This is a genomic window from Mesorhizobium sp. GW821-FHT04C10 (assembly GCF_059420305.1).
Genome location: NZ_JBWKTL010000001.1, coordinates 367,810 through 380,340, shown reverse-complemented (window position 1 = coordinate 380,340; position 12,531 = coordinate 367,810). Strand labels below are relative to the sequence as shown.

Here is a 12,531-nt window from a genome sequence, read left to right as displayed (position 1 = left end):
TCGTCCCTCTCAATTGAAGCTCGGCGGTTGCGAGAGGTCCGGCGTCGGTGTCGCCGGCTTGGCCGGCGGCGCATCGCCGAAGCTCGGCGGTTGCGACAGGTCTGGCGTGCCGGGCGCGGCCGGAGCGCTGCCGCCATTGGCGGGCGCGCCACCATCCTGCGGGGCGCCGAGCGGCGACAGGCCGGGCACTTCCGGCACCTTGTAGTCGATCGTGCCCGGATCGATCGCCGTTCCCTTGTAGCGCATCACCATTTGCGGGAAGGCGATGGTCAGTCCGATCATCACCACCTGGATCAGGACGAAAGGCACCGCGCCCCAATAGATCTGGCCGGTGGTGACCGGCGCGATCTGCTTGCCGGTAATGCGGTCGAGATAGGGCACGCGCGCGGCGACCGAGCGCAGGTAGAACAGCGCGAAGCCGAAGGGCGGGTGCATGAAGCTGGTCTGCATGTTGACGCCGAGCAGAACGCCGAACCAGATCAGGTCGATGCCGAGCTTGTCGGCCGCCGGCGCCAGGAGCGGCACGATGATGAAGGCCAGTTCGAAGAAATCGAGGAAGAAGGCCAGGAAGAAGACGAGGATGTTGACGCCGATCAGGAAGCCGATTTCGCCGCCCGGCAGCGAGGTCAGAAGATGCTCGACCCAGATCTGGCCGTTGACGCCGTAGAAGGTCAGCGAGAAGACGCGCGCGCCGATCAGGATGAACAGCACGAAAGACGACAGCCGCGTCGTCGAGGCCAGCGCCTGCTTGATCACATCCAGCGACAGCCGGCCCTTTGCCGCGGCCATCGCCAGCGCGCCGACCGCGCCCATGGCGCCGCCTTCCGTCGGCGTGGCGATGCCGAGGAAAATGGTGCCCAGCACCAGGAAGATCAGCGCCAGCGGCGGGATCAGCACGATGACGACCTGCTGCGCCAGCCGCGACATCATATTGATGTTCAACCTTCTGTCGGCGATCGCGACGACATAGATCAGGATCACGCCGACGCAAGCGCCAAGAATGTCGGCATCGTCGCCATGGGTCGGCGCGAGATAGCTGTACGCCGCATAGGAGATGGCTACCGCCGCCGCCAGCGCCACCAGCAGCGAAATCACGCCATGGCCGAGCGTGCGCGCTTCGAGCGGCAGCGCCGGCATCATCTTCGGCCGGAAGATCGACACGATGAGAATGTAGAGTGCGTAGAGACCGGTGAGCACGAGGCCCGGGATCAGAGCGCCCGCATACATGTCTCCGACCGAACGGCCGAGCTGGTCGGCCAGAACGATCAGCACCAGCGAGGGCGGGATGATCTGGGCGAGCGTGCCGGAGGCGGCGATGACGCCGGACGCCAGACGGCGGTCGTAGCCGTAGCGCAGCATGATCGGCAGCGAGATCAGCCCCATGGCGATGACCGATGCAGCCACCACGCCGGTGGTCGCCGCCAGCAACGCGCCGACGAAGATCACCGCATAGGCGAGGCCGCCGCGGATCGGTCCGAACAGTTGGCCGATCGTGTCGAGCAGGTCCTCGGCCATGCCCGATCGTTCGAGCACGATGCCCATGAAGGTGAAGAACGGGATGGCCAGCAGCGTGTCGTTCGACATCACCCGGCTGCCGTAGAAATTGTCCGGCAACGCATAGAGCAGCGGCCAGGCGAGGTTGATCGCCCCACCCGAATGGGGCGTCAAAAGCACGCCGATGAAGAAGAACATCAGGCCGTTGGCGGCCAGCGAGAAGGCGACGGGATAGCCGATCAGCATGAACAGGATCAGCGAGGCGAACATGATCGGCGCCATGTTCTGGGCGATGAACTCCATCACGAGCGCACCTCGTCGGCCAGCGCCTTGGCTTCGAGCTCAGCCTGTTCGTGCACGGAAACGAAGGGGTTGGGATCGTCCATGACGCCGCGCATGATGGCGATCTTCTTGATGATTTCGGAAATGCCCTGGAGCGCCAGTAGGAAAAAACCGACCAGCAGGATCGCCTTGGCCGGCCAGACGATCAGGCCGCCGGCATTGGTCGACATTTCACCGCTGTGGAACGACAGCGACACGTAGGGCACGAAATAGACGACCATCAGCGTCACGAACGGCATCAGGAAGAGGATATGGCCGAGAAGGTCGATCCAGTGCTGCACGCGGCGTGAAAACAGGCCGTAGACGATGTCGATGCGGATATGCTCGTTCTGCTTCAGCGTATAGGCCGCCGCCAGCATGAAGGCGGCGCCGAACAGGTACCATTGCAGCTCCAGCCACGCATTCGACGAGATGTCGAAGATCTTGCGGATGACGGCGTTGGCCGCGCTCACCAGGATAGCCAGCAGGATCAGCCAGGATACCGATTTGCCGATGAATTCGTTGAGGCGGTCGATGCCCCGCGACAGAGCGAGCGGCCCTTCCATGCAGTCCTCCCTTGTATCCGAGGCGTGCCGGCTCCCCCTTTTTTGCCGTCACGCCGCGTGGCCCAACGGTATGCCGCGCGTGGCCGGACGGGTCAACACGGATGGCGGCTGCAAAACGGTATCGGATGAAGGGCGGCGCGGGACAAGGGCGGTCTGCCCCGGCGTCATGCAACCAAAGTCTGATGGGCTCAGACGACCTTGCCGGTATCGCGGCCGGCGCCGATCAGGATCAGCATGGCCACCAGGAACAGGTACATCCACGCATCGCGCCATTCGACCGGGAAATAGCCGGCCCACAGTGATTCGGCCATGCCGAAGGCAGCCGCGCCCAGTGCTGCCCGCGGCGGCGAAAGGTAGCCGCCGACCGCTGTCACGAACAGGATCTTCAGGCCGTAGACCAGACCTGAGCCGAAGCTGACATTGCCGTAGTAGAGGCTGGCCATGACGCCGGCCAGCGCGGCGCAGAATCCGCCGAGCAGCACGGCGCGCCGGAACACGCCGCGCACGTCGACGCCGCACAGGGCAGCGGCGCGCGGATCATCGGAGACAGCGCGCCAGCACCGGCCGAAGTTGGAGTGGGCAAATGCTGAGGTGGCGAGTGCGACCGCCGCCAGCACCACCGCGCAGTCGAGCACCTGGATCAGCGTCAGCGTCGCCTTGAAGCCGGAGCCTTCGGCGAAGACGATGGGCTGGGCCAACATTGGCGGCAGCCACAGATCATGCGTGTCGGCCGCGATACGGCTCGCCTCCGACAGCACGAGCAGGATGCCGAGCGTGGTCACCACGATGGCATTGGGCGAGCGGTCGGCCAGCGGTTCGAAGATGCTGCGCGACAGGACATGGCTGATCAGCGCGGCATAGAGGAACGCCGCGACGACACCGAACAGCACCGACGCCAGCAGTGTCAGCCACAGAACCTGGTAGCCGAAGGCGACGCTCAGGATCATCGCCTGGCCGCAGAACGCGAACAGCGCGCCATAGGCGAGGTTGGTGCGGTGCAGGATGCCGTTGGTCAGCACGTAGCCGAAGGCGAGCAGCGCATAGAGCGCGCCCGAATGCAGCCCGTTCAGCACCTGCTGAAAGAAATAGAGCATGCTCAACACCAGAAGCGTCTCGCCCGGAATGCGCGGTGGTCCGGGACGACGAAAATGCTCAAGACAAAGGCGACGATACCGTGCGCATCGGAGGTTTGCATCGTAGAATCTAACTTGTCAAATGCGATTTATCGGTTAGATTTTACGATATGACAGTTGCCTGGACCCCGCACCGCTTCACCGGCGGCCTGCTCGCGCTCGACACGGCGAACACCGTCGTGCTGCGTGGCGATCCGCAACGCACATTCGACCGCTTCGACGATCCGGTCGAAATCGCCCGCTTTGCCGATGCGGCCAGCGGCTTCCGCTCCGCCGAGCTTGGCGACAGGCGGCTGGCGGTATCCTCACCGGCGGCAATCGCGCCTGTCGTGCTGTCGATCCGCGAGACGACCGACCGGCTGTTTCGCGGCGCGGTGTCGAAGGGCGCGCTCGCCACCGCCGACCTGCCGGATTTCCTGCGGGCCTGTGCCGAGGGCCTTGCCGACAGCGGCACCGAAATCGGGTTGCCGGGAAAGCCGTTCGGGAATCCCTCGACGCCGATCGCTTTCGAGGCGGCGCTGGCGGTTTCGGCACTCTCGCTGCTGCGTGACGACACGGTCGCGAGGCTCAGGATCTGTCCCAACTGCACCTGGCTGTTTGTCGACAGAAGCCGCAATTCCAGCCGTCTTTGGTGCGACATGTCGGTGTGCGGCAACCGGCAGAAGGCAAGTCGTCACTATCGCCGCCGCCGCATGGCGGCCCATGAGGTCAAGGATGCCTAGGGGATTTTCACGCGCGTTGGTTGCCGGCGCGATCTTGATCGCCGCCGCCGCGCTCGGCGCCTGCCGCGATACCGGCGGCGAGGGTAAGCTGTTCGAGGTTTCCGGCAAGATATTCGTCTTCAACTACCGCCTCGCCAGGGCGACCTACGTCGTGACGCTGCGGCCCTTGCGGCCGATGGGTGAGGGCCAGGTGGCGGTCGCCAGCTTCCAGAATCCCGCCGGCGGTGCGCCTTTGGTGGTCGAACAGAAGGTTTGGCCGAAGCTCGACAAGGTGAGCCTGGAGAGCCCGGCGCTGACCTGCATCGTCAAGAACAAGCCCTACGCCATCGCCATCAGCATCAAGGGCGCCGACGGCGCCGTCCTGCAGACGATCGACACCACGCTGATGTCGACGGAGGACCAGTCGATCCTGCCCGACCGGCCGCTGGTCATCGACCAGCTCTATACGGCCAATCCCGACCTCGCGGGCCATCCTGACGGCAAACTGCCGGGCGAGCCGAAGCCCGACTGCTCGAAAGCCGGCTGACACCTTCCGACCGAGCCGGTCTCGGCTGGAATTTTAGTGCGCCATCGCGCTATTGGCGCACGGTTTCATACGCGCTCAGGCGCCTGCCGGACTGTTTGTTGCGCGTGGCCTGGTCCCTTCGATTTTGTTTGACCTGCCTTGCAAGGGGAGAAAGGATGCGCCATCCGATCCCGACGTTGGCTGCTGCCCGCGGCCTTCGCAGAGGAAATGCCCCATGACGCTGCATGATGTCGCGCTCGACGACAAGTTCGACCTTGGAAAGGAGCGCATCTTCCTATCCGGCGCGCAGGCCGTCATCCGCATGCTCCTGATGCAGCGCGAGCGCGACCGCCGCGCCGGCCTGAACACGGCTGGGTTCGTCTCCGGCTATCGCGGCTCACCGCTCGGCGGCCTCGACATGCAGCTGTGGAAGGCGAAGAAGCAGCTCGCCGGGGCCGACATCGTCTTCCAGCCCGGCCTCAATGAGGAGCTTGCCGCCACCGCCTGCTGGGGATCGCAGCAGACGGAACTGCTGGGCGAGGGCACCCATGACGGGGTCTTTTCGGTCTGGTATGGCAAGGGTCCGGGCGTCGATCGTTCAGGCGACGTCTTCCGTCACGCCAATCTCGCCGGCTCGTCGAAACACGGCGGCGTGCTCGCGCTCATGGGCGACGACCACATGGCGGAATCCTCGACCAACGCGCACGCTACCGAATTCCTCTTCGTCGACACAATGGTGCCGATCCTCAACCCGGCCGGCGTCCAGGAGATCATCGACTACGGCCTGTATGGCTTTGCCATGTCGCGTTTCGCCGGCACCTGGGCGGCGATCAAATGCGTCAAGGACAACATCGAATCGACGGCCTCGGTGGACGCCTCGCTCGAACGGCTCAACATCGTCCTGCCGGAATTCGACATGCCGCCGGGCGGCCTCAACATCCGCCACGAGATCGACATGCTCGGCCAGGAGGAGCGGTTGCATGAATACAAGCGTGCCGCGGCCTCCGCCTTCATCCACGCCAACGGGCTGAACCACATCGTCTATTCGGGCGGCCGCAACCCGAAGCTCGGCATCATCACGCTGGGCAAGAGCTATCTCGATGTCCGCCAGGCGCTGGAGGATATCGGCATCGACGAGGCGGCCGCCAACCGCATCGGCGTGCGGCTGTTCAAGGTCGGCTGCCCCTGGCCGCTCGACCTGCAGCACATCGCAGACTTTGCCCGAGGCCTCGACGCCATCGTCGTGGTCGAGGAGAAGCGCTCGCTGATCGAGGTGCAGCTGCGCGAGAACCTCTACGGTACCGCCATCCAGCCGGTCATCGTCGGCAAGAAGGATGAGCGCGGCGACTGGCTGTTTCCCGCCAAGGGCGCGCTCGACCCCAACGAGATCGCCATTGCGCTCGGCGAGCGGATCGTGAAAACCATCGGTCCGTCGGAAGAGATTTCGGCGCGGGTGGCGAAGTTGCGCCAGTTCCAGGCGATGCTGGCGGACGCCACCGACATTGGTTCGCGCACGCCCTTCTTCTGCTCCGGCTGCCCGCACAATTCGTCGACCAAGGTGCCGGACGGCTCGATCGCCGCCGCCGGCATAGGCTGCCATTTCATGGCGCTGTGGATGGACCGCAATACGCTGGGCTTCACGGCCATGGGCGGCGAAGGCGCGCAATGGGTCGGCCAGGCGCCTTTCTCCAAGCGCGGTCATATCTTCCAGAACCTGGGCGATGGCACCTACAACCATTCCGGCACGCTGGCGATCCGCTTCGCGCTGTCGAGCGGGGCCAACATCACCTACAAGATCCTCTACAACGATGCCGTGGCCATGACCGGCGGCCAGCCGCACGAGGGCGGCCTGACGGTGGACATGATCGCCAGGCAGGTGCGGGCAGAGGGCGTCGACCGGATCGCCATCGTCACCGACGAGCCCGACAAATATGCCGGCAAGGCCGAATTCCCCGCCGGCGCCACCATCCACCACCGAGACGACCTCGACCTCGTCCAGCGCGAGCTGCGCGACGTCAAGGGCGTTTCGATCCTGCTCTACGACCAGACCTGCGCGGCCGAGAAGCGCCGGCGCCGCAAGCGCGGCACCTTTCCCGATCCCGACAAGCGCGTCTTCATCAACGAGCTGGTCTGCGAAGGCTGCGGCGATTGCGGCGTGCAGTCGAACTGCGTCTCGATCCAGCCGGTCGAGACCGAATTCGGTCGCAAGCGCAAGATCGACCAGTCCAGCTGCAACAAGGACTTCTCCTGCGTCAACGGCTTCTGCCCGTCCTTCGTCACCGTGCATGGCGCCAAGATCAGGAAAGCCGAGGGCCTGGCCGGCAAGACCGATCCGCTCGACGGCGTGCCGGCACCGGCCGAATTTCCTCTGGGTGCCGAGGGCTGGGCGGCGATCATCGATGGCGTCGGCGGCACCGGCGTCGTCACCGTCGGTGCCGTGCTCGGCATGGCGGCTCATCTCGAGGGCAAGGGCTGCGGCATGATCGACATGGCCGGCCTCGCCCAGAAGGGCGGCTCGGTGTTCACCCATGTCCGCATCGCCCGCACGCCGGACGATATCCATGCCATTCGCGTCTCGGCGGGGAAGGCCGACCTCGTGCTTGGCTGCGACCTTGTCGTGTCGGGCGCCAAGAAGGTGCTGACGGCGGTACGCGAGGGCCATACCATCTTCCTCGCCAACACCGCCGAGATCATGCCCGGCGAGTTTGCCCGCTCGGCGGATTTTTCGCTGCCCATCGAACGCCTCAAGAAAGCGATCCGCACCGCCGCCGGCGAGGACAAGGCGCATTTCTTTGACGCCACCCGCACCGCCACATCGCTGTTCGGCAATTCGCTGGGCGCCAATATGTTCATGCTCGGCTTTGCCTTCCAGCATGGCGGCCTGCCGCTAGCGGCCGAAGCCGTCGAAAAGGCCATCGAGCTCAATGGCGAAGCGGTGGCGATGAACATCGCCGCCTTCCGCTGGGGCCGCCGCGCGGCACACCAGCCGGATTTCGTGCGCGGCCTTGTCGCCCAGCCGGGCAAGGCGGGACAGGCCGCCCCGGTCGCGCAGACTCTGGACGAGATCATTGCCCGCCGTGTCGCCTTCCTGACCTCCTATCAGAACGCCGCCTACGGCAAGCGTTATGCCGACAGGCTGGCGCTGCTGCGCGCCGCCGAGGCCAAGGCCGTGCCCGGCTCGACCGCCGTGACCGAGGCGGCGGCGAGGAACCTGTTCAAGCTGATGGCGATCAAGGACGAATACGAGGTGGCCCGGCTCTACACCGACGGCTCCTTTGCCGCCGAGCTTGGAAAGCAGTTCCAGAGCTACGAGAAGCTCGAATTCCATCTCGCGCCGCCGCTCATGGGACGTCGCGGCAATGACGGAAGCCCTCGGAAGTCGAGCTTTGGCCCCTGGATGATGAAGGGTTTTCGCCTGCTGGCGGCGCTGAAGGGCTTGCGCGGCACTGCTTTCGACCTGTTCGGCTACACCGCCGAACGGCGTGCGGAACGGCGGCTTTTGGCACAGTATGAGGGTGATCTGCAGCTTGTCGCCAAGTCGCTGGCGCCTGGCAAGGCCGATGCGGCGGTCGCTCTCGTTTCGGTTCCCGCGCTCATCCGCGGTTATGGCCATGTCCGACAGGCCAGCGCCGAAAAGGCCCTGGGTGAGCGCCAAAGACTGCTCGATCGCCTGGCAAACGCACCGGCAAGGCCGGAACTTCAGGCCGCCGAATGATCCAAAAAGCGCCTAAAACCAGGCGTTTCGGCCCAGGCTAAAGGTTTTTTAATGGGACTATGCCAAGGCTGGGGCTCATTGGGCGCCAGTAATGGGCAAAACAAAGACCGATAACATCCCAGTGGATGTTTATATCCAGTTTGTGCGCTCGTTGTTCGACAACGCGCATATGCTGGTGATCGGCGCGCTTTGCCACGCCACGATCAGCCTCATGGTCTACTGGCGCCACGGCCAACCTATTTTCCTGGCTCTCGCCGGCGCGCTGCTCGGCATCGGCGTCTGGCGTTACTTCAGCCTGCGGCGGTTCCACCGCTCGGGCGGTGAGATCCGGGACGCCGCCGATGCAACGAAGTGGGAGCGCGAATACATCCTGAAGGGTAGCCTTCAAGGGCTGTTGCTGGGGTTCTTCTGCTTCATTTCCATCTATGTCTACTCGGATTCCTATGCCGAGATCGGGGCGCTGTCGGTGACGATGGCCTCCCTGGTGACTGTCGTCGGCCGAAATTACGGCTCGCCGCGCATGGTCATGATCTTCGCGGTCACCTTCGTCGGGCCGATCGCCGCGGCGCTCATTCTCAGGTTCGACTTGCCCTATGTCGTGCTGGGCCTGCTGATCATCCCCTTCATGTTCATCATCAAGGGCAGCGCCGACCACGTCCGCAATGTGCTGTTTTCGGCCGTTGTCGGACACAAGCAGGCGAGGCAGATCGCGCAGCGCTTCAACCGCGCCCTCAACACCATGTCGCATGGCCTGGTCATGCTCGGCCCGGACGGCAAGGTGGTTGTCGGCAACGCCGAGGCCGCCCGTCTCATGTCGCTGAAATCGCCCGACCAGTTGCTCGGGCGGTCGATCCATTCACTGCTGCTGCGCGGCGTTGCCGGCGGCATGCTGGCACCGAAGGACTGCCGCTATGTCGAGGCGCAGCTGACGCGCGCCTTGCGCGAGGGGCGTGACCGCAAGGTGCTGGTTTCCTTTTCCAATGGCCAGCACTTTGAATTCTCCGCCCGCGAAGGCAACCAGGAATTGGGCGTCATCACCTTTGAAGACGTGACGGCGCGTGTCGAGACGGAGGAAAAAATCCGTTTCATGGCGCGCTACGACAACCTCACCGGCCTGCCGAACCGCGCCTATTTCCACGAACTGGTCGGCGAATTGATGGCCTCCGGCGAGCGCGACCGCCTGTGCGGCCTGGCGGTGGTCGACCTCGACGATTTCAAGAGCGTCAACGACACGCTCGGCCATCCTGTCGGCGATGGCCTGATCTATGCCGTGGCGGAACGGCTCGCGGCGATCGCTGGGCAAGGCATCACCGTCAGTCGCTTCGGCGGCGACGAATTCATGATGTTCTTCGACCGCGTCGAGGACGAAAGCCATCTCGCCAGCCTGCTCGACCAGATTTTCGCCGACCTGCAGGGTGAGGTCGACGTCGCCGGCCACGGCTTGCGGATCCAGGCCAGCGCCGGCGCGGTGCTGTCGAAGGTCGAGGGGACCGACGTCGACGCCATGATCGTCAAGGCGGACCTGGCGCTCTACAAGGCCAAGGAGCTCGGCAAGAACGGCTGGCGGCTGTTCGAGGCGGCGATGGACGCCGCGTTCCGCAACCGTCAGCTGATGAAGGCGGATCTGCGCACCGCCGTGGAAAGCAAGAACCTGCGGGTCGTCTATCAGCCGATCGTGGCCATGAAGACCATGCGCATCGCCAGCTGCGAGGCGCTCTGCCGCTGGGACCATCCCGATCTCGGGCCGATTTCGCCCGGCGTCTTCATCCCGCTGGCCGAGGAGATGGGCATCATTTCCGAGATCAGCACTTTCGTGCTCCAGGCGGCCTGCGCCGAATGCGCCAAATGGCCTGACCAGACCAGCGTCTCGGTCAACCTTTCCGCCAGGGATTTCCGCAATGGCGATGTCATCCAGAAGGTCCGCGACGCGTTGGCCAGTTCAGGCCTCGCCGCCGGCCGGCTGGAGATCGAAGTCACCGAAACCGCGCTGCTCGACGACAAGTCGCAGACGCGTCAATATATCGAGGAACTGAAGCGGCTTGGCGTGCGCATCGCCCTCGATGATTTCGGCACCGGCTATTCCAGCCTGAGCTATCTCCACAAGCTGCCTTTAGACAAGATCAAGATCGACCGCTCTTTCGTGATGGATGTTACCCAGAATCCACGCTCGCTCGAACTGTTGAAGGGCGTCGTCGACCTGGCCCGTATCCTGGGTCTCACCGTCACCATCGAAGGCGTCGAGACATTCGAGCAGCTCAAGATCCTGCTGCATTCGGTGAAACCGGATCTTGTCCAGGGCTTCCTCTTCGGCGCCGCACTCAGCGCGTCGGGCATCGAAACCATGTCCAATGTGACCTGGCCTTTCGCCGCCGAATTGCAGCCGATCGCCAAGCGCGCCGCCCCCTGAAATCCAGTCATCAAGACCCAGATCTTCGCGTGGCCGCAATTTACCATTTGTTAACGTTAATTTAGGGTAAACGCAAAAGCTCGGAATTTTGCTTCTGGTTCCTTCTGTGCTTCGCTATTGTCGTTATGCGGCGGTGCGAGGACAGAATGGAAAACAAGTTGTTGGGTACGCCCGTGGCGGCGACTGCGGGCAAGGACAAGAATAGCCCCTCAGTGTTTTCAGATCACGTCATGGATGTTCTGGAGCATGTGGAGTATCGCCTTTGCGATGGCGCCGAGGATCTAGAGGCGATCTATAGGCTTCGCTATAATTCCTATCTTCACGCCGGCATGGTGAAGCCGGATGCCTCCCGCATGGTGAAGGACGACTTCGACGACCTGCCCAATTCATACCGCTTCGGCGTCTTCTTCGATGGCGCGCTCGTCAGTACCATCAGAATCCACTACGCCAGCGCGAGATATCCAGTGTCGCCCAGCACCGATGTTTTCGGCGACGTGCTGGCGCGGCGACTGGCGACTGGCGAGACTTTCGTCGATCCAAGCCGGTTCGCGGCCGATCTCGAATGGTCGAGCAGCTTGCGCGTGCTGCCGTATGTCACTCTCAGGCTGGCGGTGGTTGCTTGCAGCCATTTCAAGCCGACCTATTGCCTGACGGCGATCAAGGAAGAGCACTCCGCCTTCTACCATCGCATCTTCCGATCGGAGCAGGCGGTGCCTCCGCGAAATTATCCTGGTCTCACCGTCCCCGTGCATCTCTTCCAGTCGAAGTGCTCCGAGAACATGCAGGCGACGCTGGATCGCTTTCCATTCTTCAACTCGACGGCATTCGAGCAACGCATGCTCTTCCAGCGCCCCGGCAGGGGCGAGCTGGCACCGCTGACCATCTTGCCCACCGCCAAGTACTTCGAAGCAGCCTGATCCCACGCACTTTGGCCGCGTCCTCGGGCATGTCCTCGCTATGAACCGGCCTCGGTTTTTGGGCAACGTGCATCACGATGGAGCTTTCCCAGCGTGAAGGCGTTGTATAGGGCGACATCGCCGTAAGTTGGTGGGCATCGCTTCTGGAAAGGACCCCGACATGCATATTTCCCAGCTCGCGCTCACGCCGCTTATCTCGCTGATCGCCGGCGTGCTGATCCTCATCATGCCGCGGCTGCTGAACTACATCGTCGCGCTCTATCTGATCGTCGTCGGATTGCTCGGTCTTTTTCCGCACCTCGCCGGCTGAGGCCGCCGATCAAGCCTGGCGCGAAGGCTGTCCCTCGCCGGGATACGCCCGCAGTTTCAATTTTCCCTTGAGGCAGTTGTCGGCCGCGATGCGGCAATAGCGCCATTGCCCTCGGCCCGGCTTTTCGCTATGTGCCTGAAAGATGTCTTCGAAGGGGTATTCCTATGGCTGATCACTCGCCGACCGGTCCTGTCGAACTGGGCGCGAAGATGGACTATGCCGAGCATGACCGCACCTATGCGGGCTTTCTCATGCTGGCTAAATACGGGTCGCTTTTCTGCGGCGCGCTTCTTCTGGCGATGGCTTTCGGCTTCTTCGCTGGCGGCTTCTTCTCGGCGCTTATCCTGTTCTTCCTGATCATGGCCGCCGGCGCCTTCATTCTGCGATAAACCTTCCAAAACCCCGTTGCCATTGACGTCGCCGGATGTTCCGGCCGACACT

10 protein-coding genes are annotated in these 12,531 nt (G+C 63.6%); 7 read left to right on the top strand and 3 right to left on the bottom strand.

The genetic code is table 11. From position 1 onward, the window contains the following. Nucleotides 1-9 precede the first annotated feature (9 nt). The 3 genes from AC07UC_RS01690 to AC07UC_RS01680 form a co-directional block, all read right to left on the bottom strand. Nucleotides 10-1,797 carry a TRAP transporter large permease gene (locus AC07UC_RS01690; protein WP_140771346.1) on the bottom strand — a complete coding sequence of 596 codons (1,788 nt, stop codon included), beginning with the start codon at nt 1,795-1,797 and terminating at the stop codon, nt 10-12. Continuing rightward, complete coding sequence (locus AC07UC_RS01685) at nt 1,797-2,381, bottom strand: TRAP transporter small permease subunit (RefSeq protein WP_494903653.1); 585 nt, start codon at nt 2,379-2,381, stop codon at nt 1,797-1,799. Before AC07UC_RS01685 ends, AC07UC_RS01690 begins: the two co-directional genes overlap by 1 nt. Before the next feature lie 188 nt (nt 2,382-2,569). Next, entirely contained in the window at nt 2,570-3,475 is a 906-nt protein-coding gene (locus AC07UC_RS01680; RefSeq protein ID WP_494903651.1) for a branched-chain amino acid ABC transporter permease, read from the bottom strand. A gap of 149 nt (nt 3,476-3,624) precedes the next feature. Here AC07UC_RS01680 and AC07UC_RS01675 point away from each other — a divergent pair, with 149 nt between their 5' ends. The 7 genes from AC07UC_RS01675 (at nt 3,625) to AC07UC_RS01645 (ending at nt 12,479) form a co-directional block, all read left to right on the top strand. After that, on the top strand, nt 3,625-4,236 hold the full coding sequence (locus AC07UC_RS01675) for a CGNR zinc finger domain-containing protein (protein ID WP_494903649.1): 612 nt from the start codon (nt 3,625-3,627) through the stop codon (nt 4,234-4,236). Continuing rightward, the gene (locus tag AC07UC_RS01670; RefSeq protein WP_172347307.1) at nt 4,229-4,762 is read left to right on the top strand and encodes a hypothetical protein; all 534 of its coding nucleotides are present in this window, start codon (nt 4,229-4,231) and stop codon (nt 4,760-4,762) included. Before AC07UC_RS01675 ends, AC07UC_RS01670 begins: the two co-directional genes overlap by 8 nt. Before the next feature lie 214 nt (nt 4,763-4,976). Then, nucleotides 4,977-8,456 (top strand): indolepyruvate ferredoxin oxidoreductase family protein, encoded by a 3,480-nt coding sequence (locus AC07UC_RS01665; protein WP_494903647.1) that lies wholly within the window; start codon nt 4,977-4,979, stop codon nt 8,454-8,456. Between the two features lie 91 nt (nt 8,457-8,547). Next, complete coding sequence (locus AC07UC_RS01660) at nt 8,548-10,863, top strand: putative bifunctional diguanylate cyclase/phosphodiesterase (protein WP_202324868.1); 2,316 nt, start codon at nt 8,548-8,550, stop codon at nt 10,861-10,863. Between the two features lie 146 nt (nt 10,864-11,009). After that, complete coding sequence (locus AC07UC_RS01655) at nt 11,010-11,780, top strand: N-acyl amino acid synthase FeeM domain-containing protein (RefSeq protein WP_140770125.1); 771 nt, start codon at nt 11,010-11,012, stop codon at nt 11,778-11,780. 160 nt (nt 11,781-11,940) lie between these two features. Beyond that, nucleotides 11,941-12,090 carry a DUF3096 domain-containing protein gene (locus AC07UC_RS01650; RefSeq protein WP_019862764.1) on the top strand — a complete coding sequence of 50 codons (150 nt, stop codon included), beginning with the start codon at nt 11,941-11,943 and terminating at the stop codon, nt 12,088-12,090. A 164-nt stretch (nt 12,091-12,254) separates the two neighbouring features. Continuing rightward, a complete protein-coding gene (locus AC07UC_RS01645) occupies nt 12,255-12,479 on the top strand; it encodes an aa3-type cytochrome c oxidase subunit IV (protein WP_140770124.1) in 225 nt (74 codons plus the stop codon). Nucleotides 12,480-12,531 lie beyond the last annotated feature (52 nt).